The sequence below is a fragment of the Xanthomonas sp. CPBF 426 genome (assembly GCF_903989465.1).
Taxonomy (GTDB): Bacteria; Pseudomonadota; Gammaproteobacteria; order Xanthomonadales; family Xanthomonadaceae; genus Xanthomonas; species Xanthomonas euroxanthea.
This window is the reverse complement of record NZ_LR861805.1, coordinates 4,676,162-4,691,641: the sequence shown is the minus strand read 5'-3', so window position 1 is coordinate 4,691,641 and position 15,480 is coordinate 4,676,162. Positions and strand designations below refer to the sequence as shown.

Sequence of the window (15,480 nt, the reverse complement as noted above, 5' to 3'; positions counted from 1 at the left end):
AGACATGGAGCCGATACGTCATGAGCGAACGACGCATCCAACACCGCTCTTACCGTGCGCACCGACCATCTCGACAGGTCCTTGCCTGCTCACCGTCGCGGGACCTTACGCGGCATGGATGCCGCGTAAGAGCCTACAGGGACGTACTTGCGGCGTGTCCTGCGATGGTGGGCAGGCAAGGGCCCTGCACCAACGCGCAGCGTCGAGGGCGCGGTGTCCTCACCGCTTGCGGGACACGCCGTGAACCCATCCCTGGGGGCTCGGTGGCGGCATCCATGCCGCCACACGGTCCCGCAACCGGCGAGGACACCGCACCAGACAGTGGGTCGGCTGCTTTCTTGAAAGCGTGGCGCTCGGCTTGCGGTGGGCAGACGCGACGTTTGCAGATTGCGCGTCAAAACGCTTGTCTGCTGCTCGGTCTGCGGTGAGACGAGTGGTGGGAAGCCGGTCGAGGCACAGTGGCTCGACCATCGCACCTCAACTTCTGCTTTCAACGATGCACACCGACCATCTCGACAGGTCCTTGCCCGCTCACCGTCGCGGGACCTTACGCGGCATGGATCCCGCGTAAGAGCCTCCATGGATGGATTCACGGCGTGTCCCGCGATGGTGGGCGGGCAAGGGCCCCGCAGCCACGCCGCAGATCATCGGTTCTACAGATGATCTACACGGCCTTCTATCAGCTGCTCTGTCTTGCGGCGCGTCCCACGATGGTGGGCGGGCAAGGGCCCTGCAGCCAACGCGCAGCGTCGATGGCGCGGTGCCCTCACCGCTCGCAGGACACGCCGTCACATCGCATGTATCAATCGCGCCATCTCACCACCTGACACATCGCAGCGCTATCCTGTGTCCATGTTCAAGCCCGTCCGCCGTCTGATCGCGCCCGCCCCGCAGGTTGTCGAACGCGACTGCGTGCGCGTGCAACTGGACGGGCGCGAAATCGCGGTCCTGCGCGTGCGCGACCCGCGTGCGCGGCGCATCAAGCTCAGCGTCGACGAACGCGGTGCGCGGTTGACCCTGCCGCTGCGCGCAAGCCTGGTGTCGGGCGAGCGCTTTCTGCTGGCGCACCTGGACTGGTTGGGCACGCAGCTGTCGCGTTATCAGCAGGTCGATGCGTTTCCGGCGCTGGCGCGTGGCGTGCCGGGGTTGCTGCCGTTACGCGGCGCCTTGTTGCCGCTGAGCTGGCACGACGGGCGCTACGCACGTATCGAGGTCACCGACGACGGCGCGCAGTTCCATGTGCCTACACGTCTAGGCGATGCAGGCCTGCGCCGCACGTTGAAGGAATTCTACGAAGCACAGGCGCGCGCCGATGTCGGACGCTGGTTGCCGAGCTATCTGCCCGGCCTGCCGCGCGCGCCGGCGCGGGTGCGGCTGAAGGTGATGTCCTCGCAGTGGGGCTCGCTGGCACCGGATGGCTCGATGGCGCTGGATCTGGCGCTGGTGCTTGGCCGCCCGTCCGCGTTCGAATACGTGCTGGTGCACGAGCTCTGCCACCTGCTGCAGGCCAATCACTCGCCTGCGTTCTGGGCCGAGGTGGAGCAGCGCTTTCCCGCCTGGCGCGACGAGCGCAGCTATTTCCACGAACACGGGCGCCAGCTCAAGGCGCAGCTGCGGCGGTTGTTGCAGGCTGAGTGAGCTGTCGCGTGCAGGGCAACAAACGGCAGGAACTTCAGCGCATTCGCATCGCGCCGACGCATGCTTGCCTCACCTGCATCACGCGTGCGGCGGCGGCAGCGACGCCAGGAATCCGTTGATCACCGCCGCCACCGCGTCCGGTGCTTCCATATGCACATGGTGGGTGCCGGGCAACAACTGCAGGCGCGCATCGCGCATCAGCGCCACGCGGTGGTCGCGCAAGGCAGCGGGGAAGTACACCTGCGCCGGCGTGGCGAAGATGGCCTGGACCGGGCAGGCGATGGAGGCCAGCAGCACGTCGATCTGCGCTTCGGTCATGCGGATGGCCGTGGGCAGGGTCAGGCGCGGGTCGCTGCACCAGCTGTAGCCGCCTTCGACCGCGCACACGCCGCGCTCCACCAGCAGCCGCGCGGCCGGTTCGGTGAGCTGGTTGGCCATCATGCGTGCGCGCACCGGCATCTCCATCGACGGAAACACGCGCAGCGGCCGCTGTGACAAGGTGCGTGCCGAGGCAATCGCATCGCGCAGGCGGGTGGCGGTGCCTTCCACCGGCTCGGCCAGTGCACCCAGCGCCTCGATCGCGATCAGCGCCTCCACGCGTTCCGGCGCCGCGGCGGCCAGCAGGCTGGCGACACCGCCGCCCAGCGAGTGGCCGAGCACGCTGAAGCGCTCCCAGCCCAGCGCATCGGCCACCTGCAGCAGAATGCCGATCGCGCTGCTGAGCGTGTACTCGGCACCGACCGGCAACCACGCGCTATGGCCGTGGCCCGGCAGATCGATCAGGACCAGGTCCAGGTCCTGTGCATGCAGGTGCGCGCTCAGCGGCAGGAAGCTGGCGGCGTTGTCCAGCCACCCATGCAGAGCCAGCACCCGGCGCGGGCCACGGTCCGGGTTGCGCAGTCCGGTGACCCGGCCGATCGCCAGGTCGCACGCAAACGGCTCCAACCTCACGCGCGCCGCGCCACGGCGGCCAGTGCCTGCGCATGTGCCGGGCTGGCATTGAGGCAGGGGATGTAACTCAGGGTGGCGCCGCGTTCGGCCAGCGTTTCGGCAAAGCCCAGCGCCACTTCCTCCAGGGTTTCCAGGCAATCGGTGGCAAAACCCGGGCAGACCAGGTCGAAGCTGCGCACGCCGCCTTCGGCCAGTTTCCACAAGGTCGGTTCGGCGTAGGGCTGCAGCCAACGCTCCGAGCCGAAGCGCGACTGGTAGCCCATCTGCCATTCGTCCGCGCCCAGGCCCAGCGCGGCGACGATGGCCTGCGCGCTGCGCTCGCATTGCTGCGGATACGGATCGCCGGCATTGGCCACGCGCTGCGGCAGGCCGTGGAAGGAGAACATCAGCTTCTCGCTGCGCCCGTGCGCCTGCCAGTGCGCACGGATCGAATCGGCGATCGCCGCGACCCAGCCGGCGTCTTCGCAATACTCCTGGATCACCTCCACCGCGATCTCCGGTGCGCCCGGGCGCCAGGCGTCGATCACGTCCTGGATCGATGCGGTCGTCGTGGTCGAATACTGCGGGTACAGCGGCAGCACCACGATGCGCCGGATGCCGCGCGCGCGCAGGCCGTCCAGCGTCTTGCGCAGCGCCGGGGCGCCATAGCGCATGGCCCATTCCACGTGCCAGTCCGGCATGACCTCCTTCAGGCCTTCGGCCAGCCGGCGCGTGTACACCGCCAGTGGCGAGCCGTCCGGCAGCCAGACCTTGGCGTACTTCTCGGCCGACTTGGGCCCGCGGATGGGCAGGATCACCCCGTACAGCAGCGGCTTCCAGAACAGCGGCGGGATCGCGACCACGCGGCGGTCGCTGAGGAACTCGGCCAGGTAGCGGCGCACGGCCGGGGCGGTGGGCGACTCGGGGGTGCCAAGATTGACGACCAGCAGGGCGGTATCGGGGGTGGTGTTCATGCGCGCCATTCTGGCAGAGCGCGGCAGTGCTGCCGAGGACAGCGCATCGATCGCCCCCATTGACCGCCTCTGGCACCCGCTTGCGCTCACCACCGATTCATTGCGCCACCACTAACGTCGCGCCATTGCTATCTTTGACGGATCGTCCCCTGGAGCTTGTCATGCCTCGTCTGTCGCGCCTGGCCCTGTTGTTGTCGCTGACCTTCGCCGCCGGCCATGCCGTTGCCGGCCCGGAAGAGGACCAGCGCGCGCGTAACGCGGTGCGGGTGCTCAACGAGATCATGAAGATTCCCGAGCAGGCCATCCCGGACAAGCTGCTCGACGAGGCGCGCGCCATCGTGGTCATCCCCGATACGCTCAAGGCCGGGTTGGTGATCGGCGGCCGGCGCGGCCATGGCCTGATGTCGATGAAGAATGCCGACGGCAGCTGGTCGCAGCCGGTCTTCGTCAAGCTCACCGGCGGCAGCATCGGCTTCCAGGCCGGCGTGCAGTCCTCCGACGTGGTGCTGGTGTTCCGCAACGACCGCAGCCTGGACAACATCGTCAACGGCAAGTTCACCCTCGGTGCCGATGCCGGCGTGGCCGCCGGCCCGGTCGGCCGCAATGCCGCCGCCGCCACCGATGGCCAGCTCAAGGCCGAAATCTGGTCGTGGTCGCGCGCCCGTGGCCTGTTCGCAGGCGTGGCGCTGGACGGTGCGGTGCTGCAGATCGACGATGCCGCCGACCTCAACGCCTACGGTGGCGGCGCCACCCCGCGGATGATCTTCGAAGGCCGTACCAACGAGCGTGCCTCCACCGACGTAATCGCCTTCCGCGACCGCCTGGAAGAGGCGACCTACACCGCACGCGCCAATCGCGGTACCGATGGCAGCGCCGACGACAGCGCCAGCGCGCCGCGCCCGGCAACGCCGCCACCGGCACAGGCGGCCACCACACCGCCGCCTGCGGTCAACGAGGCCAGCACCGTGCCGATGCAGCCCAGCACCACGCCACCGCCGCAGCAGGGTTTCCAGCCGGTGTCCGATGGCGAAATCCGCACCGAATCGCTGGACGGCAACCGCTGACGCGCTGTCATCCCCCTGCGCGGTGCGCTGGGGTATCCTGCGCCTTCCTTCTTCTTCAGCAAGCGAGCAGATCATGGGCGGTTTCAGCATTTGGCACTGGCTGATCGTGCTGGTGATCGTGTTGCTGGTGTTCGGTACCAAGCGGCTCACCAGCGGTGCCAAGGATCTCGGCAGCGCGGTCAAGGAATTCAAGAAAGGCATGCACGACGAGGACAAGCCGGCCGGCAAGCTTGGCGACGACAGCCGCACGGCCGAGCAGGCACGTGAGGCGCAGGCCGAGCGCGATCGCGACGCGCGTTGATCCGGAGCGGCGTCGGTGTTTGACATAGGTGTTGGCGAACTGACGCTGATTGCGATCGTCGCCCTGGTGGTGCTCGGTCCCGAGCGCCTGCCCAAGGCGGCCCGGTTCGCCGGATTGTGGGTGCGCCGCGCGCGCATGCAATGGGACTCGGTCAAGCAGGAACTGGAACGCGAGCTGGAGGCCGAAGAGCTCAAGCGCAGCCTGCAGGACGTGCAGGCCTCGCTGCGCGAGGCCGAGGACCAGTTGCGCAACAAGCAGCAGCATCTGGAGCAAGGCGCCCGCGCGCTGCACGACGAGGTCGGGCGCGATATCGATATCCGCAGCACCACGACACCGGTGGCGACGCCGCTGGAGCTGGCGCATGCGGACCTGTCGGCTGGTGCCAATGCCGCGCCGGCAGCGGGCGCCGCCGATGCGCCTGAACATGCGGCCGCCGCAGCGGTTGTCGCCCAGGCACGGCCCATGGCGCCGGCGCCCCATCAGACATTGGTGCCGGCCCCCCATGACCCGGTGGTGCCGGCGCCGCATGCAGCGCATCTGGGCAATGCCAGCGCGCAGACGCCGGTTGCCTCGCCAATGGAGCCGGGCACGCCAGAGGCGCTGATCGAGCCGACCGAGCCGGGCAAGCTCCAGGAGAAGCAGCCGTGAGCCTGTTCGACGACGCACAGGCCGAAAGCAGTCTGATCGAGCATCTGGTCGAGCTGCGCGCACGCCTGGTGCGCGCCCTGATCGGCCTGGGCGTGGTGCTGCTGGCGCTGTTGCCGTTTTCTCGCGCAATCTACTCGTGGCTGGCCGCGCCGCTGATTTCGCAGCTGCCGCTGGGGCAGACGATGATCGCGATGAACCCGGCCGGCGCGTTCTTCGCCCCGCTCAAGCTGACCTTCTTCGTGGCGGTGTTCTTCAGCGTGCCGTGGCTGCTGTATCAGGCCTGGGCCTTCGTGGCGCCGGGCCTGTACCAGCGCGAGAAGAAACTCGCATTCCCGTTGCTGGCCTCGGCGGTGGCACTGTTCTACATCGGCTGCGCGTTCGCGTATTTCCTGGTGCTGCCGGCGGTGTTCCACTTCCTGACCACGTTCAAGCCCGACGTGATCGCCATTACCCCGGACGCCAATTCCTACCTGGATTTCGTGCTGGCGATCTTCTTCGCCTTCGGTGCCAGCTTCGAGCTGCCGGTGGCGCTGGTGATCCTGGTGCTGCTGGGCTGGGTCAGCCCCAAGCAGCTGAGCGAAGGCCGCGGCTATGCCATCGTCGGCATCTTCATCCTGGCCGCCGTGCTCACCCCGCCGGACGTGGTCTCGCAGCTGATGCTGGCCATCCCGATGTGCCTGCTCTACGAGCTGGGCATCATCGCCTCGCGCGCGGTGGGGCCGAAGGCGGCCTAGCGCGCGGACGGGGCCAGCATCGCCCCAGACGCCAATCACCCACGTAGGAGCGCACCCGGGCGCGACCGGGGCTTCCTGGCGAACGCTTCGTCGCGCCCGGGTGCGCTCCTACGGGGCGCGGGTCTGAGGCGGCAAGCACATCCGCAGGTCAGGGGCTCAGGCCGCAAACACATCCGGGCGTGAGGGCGTCGTCGGCTGGGCAGAAGCGCCTTGGTGCGTGAACATCTGCTTCCAGGCCGCGTAGACGGAGCCGGCGAACACCGGCATCAGCACCGCCATCAGCAGCAGCTGGGCCAGCCACATCGCCACGGTCTGGCCGGCGACCAGGCCGACGATCAGCGCCACGATCATCACCGCGAAATAGATCGCGAAGATGGCGATGAAGGCCAGCACGAAGAACACCAGCATCGCCGGCAGGTTGTGCAGGCTGGCGCGCAGGCTCTCGCGCAGCGCGTGGCCGCCGGTGCTGCGGTCGAACATCACCTGCGGCGGCATCACGAACAGCGCCAGGGTCATCGCCGCGAAGGTGGCGATGGTCAGCAGCAGCCACAGCAGGATGCGGCCGGCCGGCAGGCTGGCGGCCAGCTGCTCGATCTGCACCGGGTCCGGCTGCGCGCCGGACTGGCTGATCTGGTTGATCTTGATCATCACCTCGGACAGCTGCTGCAGCCCGCTGGCGCCGATCATCACCAGCAGCAGCACGCCCAGCAGCAGGCCGGCGATCAGCTGCGGCAGCAGCGACACCAGCAGGTGCGGCGCGCGGCCGTCCTGCAGGCCGTGCAGCAGATGCGACGGCTTGGCGATGCGGCCTTCGTCGACCTCGCGGATCGCCCACAGCAGGCCGCCCATGAACAGCGGGCCGGCCAGCACCAGCAGGAACTGCAGGGCCGGGCCCAGCAGCGGCACCAGCACCGACAGCGACACCACCAGGGTGGCGGCCACGCTCCAGATCACCCCCAGCGAGCCAAGCGCCAGCGGCGCCCGCTTCAACAGCGAGAAACCGGTCAACAGCCATTCTGCGCCGGCAGACGCCGGCACCTTGCGGATTTCGCTCATTCCCATTCCGGATCGATACGCACCGGACCATCCGGCGTGGCGCGATTATCGCTGCTTTTGCGTGTGTGCGGCGGGATGAGTGCTCACTGTTTGCAGGCCGCGTGCGTGATGCACGAACCGGCGCAGCAGCTTGCGCGCGATCGGCGCGGCGGTGACCTCCCGGGCGACCGTGCGGGCACAGTGGCCGTGGCGGGCGATGCACTCGGCGCGCGCCTGCACATAGCCGCGCATGTGGTGGGTGGCAAACTCGGGGTGGAACTGCACGCCCCAGGTGGCCTGGCCCCAGCGGAAGGCATGGCAACGGTCCTGCCGCGAATGCGCCAGCACGATGGCCCCGTCCGGGGCGCGCACCACGGTCTGCATGTGCGTGGCGTGCGCCGGGAAATGCGCCGGCAGGCCCGCAAACAAAGGGTCCTGCTCGGCTGGCGGGTGCAGTTCCAGCGCGATCGTGCCGGACTCGCGCCCGGCCGGGTTGTAGTCGACCTCGCCGCCCAGCGCGTGCGCCAGCAGCTGGTGCCCGTAGCAGATGCCCAGCAGCGGCATGCCCTGGTGGGCGGCATCGCGCAGCCAGGCGGCACTGCGTTCGCTCCAGTCGGCGCGGTCGGTGACATAGGCGGCCGAGCCACTGACGATGGTGCCGGCAAAGCCGTCGCGGTCGGGCAGGCGGCCGCCGTTGGCGACATCGATGGCGACGGTTTCGTGTTCGGCCAGCCCGGCCGCAACGCGGATCCAGTGCCGAAAGCGGCCGTATCGCTTCATCTCCGGCACGGGATGCCCGGTTTCGATGATCAGGAACGGCAAGGCGGACATGCGGACGAGCATCCAGCAGCGACTGATGTGCCCGATTGTAGGCAGCTCCCGCCGGTTTTTTTCAATTGGCGTGCCAATACATGCAGCTAAGGTTATGCCGGATGGCTATGTGCTGATGGCTGGGGATGGTGGTGGAACGATCGGCGCTCGGGGATGGGGGAATGGCGGCAGTGGACCAGGCAGCGTGGTGCCGCGCGCTGGACCGCGAGTGTCAGGAAGGCATGTGCCTGTGCTGGCATCCCCTCATCCGCCCTTCGGGCACCTTCTCCCGGTGGGAGAAGGGGGCAAGCGAGACCGGACAACCGGCCTTTTCCCGGAAGCAAGCCAGCCAGGCGATCCGCCTAGTCCCGCGGCGGCAGGACCGACAACACCTCTTCCACCGTGGTCAGCCCAGCGGCGACCTTTTCCAGGCCGGTGCGGCGCAGCGTGCGCAGGCCTTCGCCGCGGGCGGCGTGGCTGAAGCTGGCCAGGTCGGTGTCGGCGCGGATCAGGCTGCGCAAACGCGGTGTCACCGGCAGCAGCTCGTACAGGCCGACACGGCCCAGGTAGCCGGTGCGGCGGCATTCCAGGCAGCCGACCGGCGCGTGCACGTTCAGCACTTCCGGCAGCGTTTCGCCCGGCTCGCGGATCGCCGACCAGTCGTCGTCGCTGAGCGTGTGGGGGCGCTTGCAGTGCACGCACAGGGTGCGCACCAGCCGCTGCGCCAGCACGCCGTTGAGCGTGGAGGCGACCAGGTAATGCGGCACGCCCAGGTCCAGCAAACGGGTGATCGCCGAGGCGGCGTCGTTGGTGTGCAGCGTGGACAGCACCAGATGCCCGGTCAGCGAGGCCTGCACCGCCATCTGCGCGGTTTCCAGGTCGCGGATTTCGCCGATCATGATGATGTCCGGGTCCTGGCGCAGCAGCGTGCGCACGCCGCTGGCGAAATCCAGGTCGATGTTCTGCTGGACCTGCATCTGGTTGAATTCCGGCGCGATCATTTCGATCGGGTCTTCCACGCTGCACACGTTCACGTCCGGCGTGGCCAGGCGCTTGAGCGTGGAATACAGCGTGGTGGTCTTGCCCGAGCCGGTCGGGCCGGTGACCAGCACGATGCCATGCGGGCGCTCGACCAGCGCGCTCCAGCCGGCGGCTTCTTCCGGGCTGAAGCCGAGCTGCTCGATGCTCTTGAACGCCGAATCCGGGTCGAAGATGCGCATCACGCACTTCTCGCCGAAGGCGGTGGGCATCGTGGACAGGCGCATTTCCACCTCGCGCCCACCCGGCGACCGGGTCTTGATGCGGCCGTCCTGCGGGCGGCGGCGTTCGGCCAGGTCCATGCGGCCGAGCACCTTGATGCGGCTGACCACCGCGGTCATCACCGACGGCGGCACTTCCAGCACCTTGTGCAGCACCCCGTCGATGCGGAAACGCATGCGCCCGGCCTCGCGACGCGGCTCCAGATGGATATCGCTTGCCCGCTGTTCGTAGGCGTACTGCAGCAGCCAGTCGACGATATGCACGATGTGGTGGTCGTCGGCATTGACGTCGCCGGCGCGGCCCAGTTCCACCAGCTGCTCGAAACTGGGCAGGCCGGCACCGGGTTCGGCGCTGCGCACATCGCCGCGCGCGCCGCGCACCGACTGGGTCACGCCGAAGAACTCCATCGTGTAGCGGTGCAGGTCCAGCGGGTTGATCAGCGCCAGTTCGATGCGGCGCCGGCTCAGGTGCTGCACGTCGGCCAGCCAGTCCAGCGCCAGCGGCTCGCTGGTGGCGATCAGCACGCGCTCGGCATCCAGCGCCAGCGGCAGGATGCGGTGGCGGCGTGCGTAGGCATGCGAGACCACGCCGGTGACCGCGGCCACATCGATGCGGGTCGGGTCGATGCGCAGATAGCGCAGGCCGGTGCGGGTGGCCAGCCATTCGGTCAGCCTTTCCAGCCCGAGTTCGCCGGCCGGCGGCTGCGCGGCATGCAGCTTGAGATTGGCCAGCAGCACCAGCGGATGCACCTCGCTGGCGTTGCGCACGCCGGCGGCGGAGAACTGCACGCGCTCATGTTCGTGCGGCACCACCATGCCGTCTGCAAGCAGGGCGGCGGCCACCGGGTCGAACATCAGGCGGCCGCGCGGCAACAGTGCCGCTGCGCTTTCAGTATCGGCCGTACGCCGCTGTTCCATGCTCGAGGTTCCCCTGCAGCGGTGCTCCGCGGCAAAGCGCTGCGGGTCGGCCGGTATACTAGCGCACCCCTTCCGCACGGCCTTTGCTGCATGTCCGATTCCCGGCGCGTTCCAATCACTTTCCAGGGCCTGATCCAGACCCTCAACCAGTACTGGGCCGAGCAAGGCTGCGTGCTGATCCAGCCGCTGGACCTGGAAGTGGGCGCAGGCACGTTCCATCCGGCCACCTTCCTGCGCGCGCTGGGACCGGAGCCGTGGAATGCGGCCTACGTGCAGCCCTCGCGCCGCCCCACCGACGGCCGCTACGGCGAAAATCCCAACCGCCTGCAGCGCTACTACCAGTACCAGGTGGCGATGAAGCCCAACCCGGACAATATCCAGGACCTGTACCTGGGCTCGCTCAAGGCGCTGGGCATCGACCCGCTGGTGCACGACCTGCGCTTTGTCGAGGACAACTGGGAATCGCCCACCCTGGGCGCCTGGGGCCTGGGCTGGGAAGTCTGGCTCAACGGCATGGAGGTGACCCAGTTCACCTACTTCCAGCAGGCCGGCGGACTGGAGTGCAAGCCGGTACTGGGCGAGATCACCTACGGGCTGGAACGGCTGTGCATGTACCTGCAGAGCTGCGACAACGTCTACGACCTGGTGTGGACCTCCGGCCCGGATGGCACGCCGGTGAGCTATGGCGATGTGTACCACCAGAACGAGGTGGAGCAGAGCGCCTACAACTTCGAGCATGCCAATGTGGCCGAGCTGTTCCATCGGTTCGACGCCTGCGAGGCCGAGGCCAAGCACCTGGTCGAGGTCGGCCTGCCGTTGCCGGCGTACGAGCAGGTCACCAAGGCCAGCCACGCGTTCAACCTGCTGGATGCGCGCCGCGCGATCAGCGTGACCGAACGCCAGCGCTACATCCTGCGCGTGCGCGCGCTGGCGCAGGGCGTGGCGCAGGCGTATTACGCACAACGCGAGAAGCTGGGCTTTCCCGGAGTCAAGCGCTGATGCTGTGTCCTTCCCCCGCCAGCGGGGGAAGGTGCCCGCAGGGCGGATGGGGCAGTACGTCTCCGCCGCCTCGGCACGACCCTCATCCGGCGCGGCGCGCCACCTTCTCCCGCTAGCGGGAGAAGGACATTCTCCAGTCACCTTCGTCCGTTGATGGCAGAAGGGACATAAGCCAAGGTTCACCTGACATGAGCGAACAACTTCCCCTGCTGATCGAACTGGGCACCGAAGAGCTGCCGGTCAAGGCGCTGCCGGGTCTGGCGCAGGCCTTCTTCGATGGCGTGCTGGCCGGTCTGGAAAAGCGCGGCGTTGCCGTCACCCGTGGCGATTCCAAGCCGCTGTCCACACCGCGCCGCCTGGCGGTGCTGCTGCCGGGCGTGGCCACCGAGCAGCCCGAGCAGCGCTCCGAAGTGCTGGGCCCGTATCTCACCATCGCGCTGGATGCCGAGGGCAAGCCGACCAAGGCGCTGGCCGGTTTCGCCGCCAAGGCCGGCATCGACTGGACCGCGCTGGAGCGCACCAGCGATGCCAAGGGCGAGCGCTTCGTGCACCGCGCGGTGACGCCGGGCGCGCGCACTGCCGACCTGCTGCCGGAGATCCTGCGCGAGGCCATCGCCGCGATGCCGATCCCCAAGCCGATGCGCTGGGGCGCGCACGAGTACGCCTTCGCGCGGCCGGTGCAGTGGCTGGTGCTGCTGTTCGGCGATGCGGTGATTCCGGCCGAATTGCTGGGCGTGCGTGGCGATCGCCTCAGCCGCGGGCACCGCTTCATGCATGACGGCGCCGTGTCATTGGCGGCACCGGGCGACTACGTCGAGGCCTTGCGCGCGGCGCATGTGCTGGTGGATGCGGACGCACGCCGTGCGCGCATCGTCGATGAAGTCGAAGCTGCCGCCAGGCTGGCCGGTGGCAGTGCGCGCATCAGCGACGACAACCTGGAACAGGTGGTCAACCTGGTCGAATGGCCGTCGGCGGTGCTGTGCAGTTTCGAGCGCGACTTCCTGGCGGTGCCGCAGGAAGCGCTGATCGAAACCATGGAGATCAACCAGAAATTCTTCCCGGTGCTGGACGACGGCGGCAGGTTGACCGAGCAGTTCATCGGCATCGCCAATATCGTCTCCAAGGACGTGGCCGAAGTCGCAAAGGGCTACGAGCGGGTGATCCGTCCACGGTTTGCCGATGCCAAGTTCTTCTTCGACGAAGACCTCAAGCAGGGGCTGGAGGCGATGGGCGCCGGTCTGGCCAGCGTGACCTACCAGGCCAAGCTGGGCACGGTGGCCGACAAGGTCGCGCGCGTGGCGGCGCTGGCCGAGACGATCGCGCCGCAGGTCGGTGCCGACCCGGTGCAGGCGCGCCGCGCCGCGCAGCTGGCCAAGAACGACCTGCAGTCGCGCATGGTCAACGAATTCCCGGAGCTGCAGGGCATTGCCGGGCGTCATTACGCCAAGGCGGCCGGTGAACCGAGCGAGATTGCGCTGGCGATCGACGAGGCCTACCAGCCGCGTTTTGCCGGCGACGACATCGCATTGTCGCCACTGGGCAAGGTGCTGGCGATTGCCGAACGGCTGGATACCCTGGCCGGTGGTTTTGCGGCCGGGCTGAAGCCGACCGGCAACAAGGATCCGTTTGCGCTGCGGCGCAACGCCCTGGGGCTGGCGCGGACGGTGATCGAGAGTGGGTTTGAGCTGGATCTACGCGAGTTGCTAACGAGAGCCTTGAATTCGGCGTACAACGCGTTGATCAATAGCTCGCCTTTCGAGACTAAAGCCATCAAGTCGCACCTCGGCGATAGCGGTATCACGACAGAAGAACTCCCTGAAGAAAATTCAAAAATCCAAGCCCGTCGATTCACAATCCCTGATCTTGCGCCAAAAAGCGCTGAGCTCTTCGACTTCATCCTGGACCGCCTACGCGGCTACTACGCAGACAAGGGCGTTGCTGCCACCCACTTCAATGCGGTCGCCGCACTGTTCTCGGTCGCGCCCGAGGGCGCTCCTGCATCGGCCAGCGTAGGAGCGCACCCGGGCGCGACCCACGGCTCCCTCTACGACTTCGACCGCCGCATCGAGGCGATCGGCATCTTCGCCACGCTGCCCGAAGCCGAAGCCCTGGCCGCGGCCAACAAGCGCATCCGCAACATCCTGCGCAAGGTCGAGGGCGAGATTCCCGGCGATATCGACACCAGCCTGCTGCGCGAGCCGGCCGAAGAAGCCCTGGCCGAAGCGGTGGAAGCGGCCATCGGCGATACCGGTGATGCGCTGCACCGGCACGATTACGTCGCCGTGCTCGCGCGCCTGGCGCGCCTGCGCCCGCAGGTCGACGCCTTCTTCGACGGCGTCATGGTCAACGCCGAAGACCCGCAACTGCGCGCCAACCGCCTGGCCCTTCTGAAGAAGCTCGGCGACCGCCTCGGCAGCGTCGCCGCCATCGAGCATCTGTCCAGCTGATGGCCGCGTCCGCCGGCGCGGTGCACTGGCAGACCGCGCAGGCCGCGCTGGCACGTCGCGAGCTGGGGGTGGCCGCGTCTGCGCTGCAGGCGTTGCTGGAGGTGGAGCCCACGCACGTGTCGGCCCGCGTGCTGCTGGCCGGCACCGTGCTGGCCAACGGCAGGATGCGCGAGGCGGTGGCGCAGTTGCGGCTGGCCGCAGGCGATCTGGGTGACGACGTGGCGATGCGTTGCCGCGTGGCGCAAGCCTTGCTGCGTGTCGGCGAGCATCGCGTACTGCATGCCTTGCTGCGGCATCCGTCGGTGATGCAGTGCAACGATGGCCCGACCCTGGCCTTGCTCGCGCATGTGCATCAATCGCTGGGCGAACATGGCGACGCGCTGGCGATGATGCGGCGCGCGCAGGCCTGCGGATTCGATGGCGCGGATTTCCGTTTCTTTCTTGCGGTGCAGCTGCAGTTCAATGGTCGCCTCGATGAAGCGGCGCAGGCGCTGGAGCATGCGCTGGCGCAAAAGCCCGGCTATGGCCGCGCGGCGTTGACGCGTGCGCGCCTTCGCCGTCAGACCACCAGCAGCAACCATGTCGAGCAACTGCGTGAGCAACTGCAACGTGCCAAGCCCGACAGCGAAGATCGCGCCGGGCTGGCGTTCGCGCTGTACAAGGAGCTGGAAGACCTCGGCCAGACCGGGGCTGCCTGGGACGCGCTGCAGCATGGCAATGCGGTGATGCATGCGCGCCTGCGTCACGACGCCGATGCAGAAGCTGCGCTCTATACGCAGCTGGGAGCATTGGCCCAGCAAGGCGTGTTCGCCCCGCAGCAAGCCCCCGCCGCGCACGGCCCGCAACCGATCTTCGTGCTCGGCTTGCCGCGCTCGGGCACCACGGTGCTGGAGCGGATGCTGGGCAATCATTCCCAGATCGTGTCGGCTGGCGAGTTGAACGACGTTGGCCATCAACTGCGTTGGGGCGCCGACCAGGCCGGCCGCAGCCTGCTGGATGCGCGTGTGCTGCAGGCGCTGCCGACGCTGGACTACGCGCAGGTCGGCGCGCGTTACCTGGAACAGACGCAATGGCGCGCAGGATCGGCACATTGGTATATCGACAAGCTACCGGCCAACGCGGTGGCGATCGGCCCGATCGCACGTGCCTTGCCGGGTGCAGTGATCGTGCATCTGGTGCGCGAGCCGATGGCGGTGTGTTTCTCCAATTACCGCGCGTTGTTCGGCGACTCCTACGCCTACAGCTACGACCTGCACACGCTGGCGCGTCACTATCAGGCGTATCACGGGTTGATGGCGCAGTGGCGCGCGGCATTGCCGGGCCGGGTGATCGATGTGGACTATGCGCAGATGGTGCGTGATCCATCCACGATCCTTGAGCAGCTGATGGCGCGCTGCGGGCTGGAGATCGAGCCCGGTCAGATCGATATCACCCGCAATGCAGCTGCATCGGCCACGCTGAGCAGCGTGCAGGTGCGCGAAGGTGTGCATGGGCGCAACGTGGACGAGTGGCGGCGCTACGCCACGCAGCTGGAGCCGCTGCGGCTGGATTTGTTGCATGCCGGCCTGATCCAGGCCGACGCACGCTGACAACGGCCAGCACGACGACGCGAGGCTGCTGCATCGGTGCGTGCAGCGTGCCCGCAGCCGACATGCCTGCTGCATGTCGCCAGTTTGGGCTACACACCTTTTCCAGCCGCTCCTGACTCGCTCAATCGCAGTCG

General features: G+C 68.0%; 13 protein-coding genes. 8 read left to right on the top strand and 5 right to left on the bottom strand.

Going from position 1 to position 15,480, the window contains the following annotated elements:
* Window positions 1-852 precede the first annotated feature (852 nt).
* Entirely contained in the window at window positions 853-1,638 is a 786-nt protein-coding gene (locus tag H7A87_RS19875) for a SprT family zinc-dependent metalloprotease (protein ID WP_164739197.1), read from the top strand.
* A 78-nt stretch (window positions 1,639-1,716) separates the two neighbouring features.
* On the opposite strand, the gene H7A87_RS19870 is transcribed toward H7A87_RS19875, so the two are convergent.
* A complete protein-coding gene (locus H7A87_RS19870; RefSeq protein ID WP_180497054.1) occupies window positions 1,717-2,583 on the bottom strand; it encodes an alpha/beta hydrolase in 867 nt (288 codons plus the stop codon).
* A gap of 2 nt (window positions 2,584-2,585) precedes the next feature.
* Window positions 2,586-3,551 carry a ferrochelatase gene (gene hemH, locus H7A87_RS19865; RefSeq protein WP_104649908.1) on the bottom strand — a complete coding sequence of 322 codons (966 nt, stop codon included), beginning with the start codon at window positions 3,549-3,551 and terminating at the stop codon, window positions 2,586-2,588.
* 152 nt (window positions 3,552-3,703) lie between these two features.
* On the opposite strand from hemH, the gene H7A87_RS19860 reads away from it, so the two are divergent.
* The 4 genes from H7A87_RS19860 (at window position 3,704) to tatC (ending at window position 6,289) form a co-directional block, all read left to right on the top strand.
* Window positions 3,704-4,606 carry a YSC84-related protein gene (locus H7A87_RS19860; RefSeq protein ID WP_164739198.1) on the top strand — a complete coding sequence of 301 codons (903 nt, stop codon included), beginning with the start codon at window positions 3,704-3,706 and terminating at the stop codon, window positions 4,604-4,606.
* 73 nt (window positions 4,607-4,679) lie between these two features.
* Complete coding sequence (gene tatA, locus H7A87_RS19855; protein ID WP_104584354.1) at window positions 4,680-4,907, top strand: Sec-independent protein translocase subunit TatA; 228 nt, start codon at window positions 4,680-4,682, stop codon at window positions 4,905-4,907.
* 15 nt (window positions 4,908-4,922) lie between these two features.
* Window positions 4,923-5,555 (top strand): Sec-independent protein translocase protein TatB, encoded by a 633-nt coding sequence (gene tatB, locus H7A87_RS19850; protein WP_119129900.1) that lies wholly within the window; start codon window positions 4,923-4,925, stop codon window positions 5,553-5,555.
* Complete coding sequence (gene tatC, locus H7A87_RS19845) at window positions 5,552-6,289, top strand: twin-arginine translocase subunit TatC (RefSeq protein WP_104534832.1); 738 nt, start codon at window positions 5,552-5,554, stop codon at window positions 6,287-6,289. Before tatB ends, tatC begins: the two co-directional genes overlap by 4 nt.
* Window positions 6,290-6,445: 156 nt before the next feature.
* Here tatC and H7A87_RS19840 read toward each other — a convergent pair whose 3' ends face one another.
* From H7A87_RS19840 to H7A87_RS19830, 3 genes are all read right to left on the bottom strand, one after another.
* Entirely contained in the window at window positions 6,446-7,345 is a 900-nt protein-coding gene (locus H7A87_RS19840; protein ID WP_104584360.1) for a BPSS1780 family membrane protein, read from the bottom strand.
* Between the two features lie 45 nt (window positions 7,346-7,390).
* Window positions 7,391-8,155, bottom strand: coding sequence for a glutamine amidotransferase (locus H7A87_RS19835; protein ID WP_104599148.1), 765 nt, complete (start codon window positions 8,153-8,155; stop codon window positions 7,391-7,393).
* A gap of 341 nt (window positions 8,156-8,496) precedes the next feature.
* A complete protein-coding gene (locus tag H7A87_RS19830) occupies window positions 8,497-10,311 on the bottom strand; it encodes a GspE/PulE family protein (RefSeq protein ID WP_119129899.1) in 1,815 nt (604 codons plus the stop codon).
* Between the two features lie 90 nt (window positions 10,312-10,401).
* Here H7A87_RS19830 and glyQ point away from each other — a divergent pair, with 90 nt between their 5' ends.
* The 3 genes from glyQ (at window position 10,402) to H7A87_RS19815 (ending at window position 15,346) form a co-directional block, all read left to right on the top strand.
* Window positions 10,402-11,310, top strand: coding sequence for a glycine--tRNA ligase subunit alpha (glyQ, locus tag H7A87_RS19825; protein ID WP_119129898.1), 909 nt, complete (start codon window positions 10,402-10,404; stop codon window positions 11,308-11,310).
* A 188-nt stretch (window positions 11,311-11,498) separates the two neighbouring features.
* Window positions 11,499-13,757: a glycine--tRNA ligase subunit beta gene (glyS, locus tag H7A87_RS19820; RefSeq protein WP_119129897.1), complete on the top strand. Its 2,259-nt coding sequence runs from the start codon at window positions 11,499-11,501 to the stop codon at window positions 13,755-13,757.
* Entirely contained in the window at window positions 13,757-15,346 is a 1,590-nt protein-coding gene (locus H7A87_RS19815; RefSeq protein ID WP_119129896.1) for a sulfotransferase, read from the top strand. The genes glyS and H7A87_RS19815 overlap by 1 nt, the downstream gene beginning before the upstream one ends.
* The last annotated feature ends 134 nt before the right edge of the window (window positions 15,347-15,480 follow it).

Bases quoted from the DNA above. Each gene is read 5' to 3' on its own strand.
- H7A87_RS19815 (WP_119129896.1), top strand. From the start codon at position 13,757: ATGGCCGCGTCCGCCGGCGCGGTGCACTGGCAGACCGCGCAGGCCGCG.
- H7A87_RS19840 (WP_104584360.1), bottom strand. From the start codon at position 7,345: ATGAGCGAAATCCGCAAGGTGCCGGCGTCTGCCGGCGCAGAATGGCTG.
- glyS (WP_119129897.1), top strand. From the start codon at position 11,499: ATGAGCGAACAACTTCCCCTGCTGATCGAACTGGGCACCGAAGAGCTG.
- H7A87_RS19860 (WP_164739198.1), top strand. From the start codon at position 3,704: ATGCCTCGTCTGTCGCGCCTGGCCCTGTTGTTGTCGCTGACCTTCGCC.
- tatA (WP_104584354.1), top strand. From the start codon at position 4,680: ATGGGCGGTTTCAGCATTTGGCACTGGCTGATCGTGCTGGTGATCGTG.
- hemH (WP_104649908.1), bottom strand. From the start codon at position 3,551: ATGGCGCGCATGAACACCACCCCCGATACCGCCCTGCTGGTCGTCAAT.
- H7A87_RS19830 (WP_119129899.1), bottom strand. From the start codon at position 10,311: ATGGAACAGCGGCGTACGGCCGATACTGAAAGCGCAGCGGCACTGTTG.
- glyQ (WP_119129898.1), top strand. From the start codon at position 10,402: ATGTCCGATTCCCGGCGCGTTCCAATCACTTTCCAGGGCCTGATCCAG.
- H7A87_RS19875 (WP_164739197.1), top strand. From the start codon at position 853: ATGTTCAAGCCCGTCCGCCGTCTGATCGCGCCCGCCCCGCAGGTTGTC.
- H7A87_RS19835 (WP_104599148.1), bottom strand. From the start codon at position 8,155: ATGTCCGCCTTGCCGTTCCTGATCATCGAAACCGGGCATCCCGTGCCG.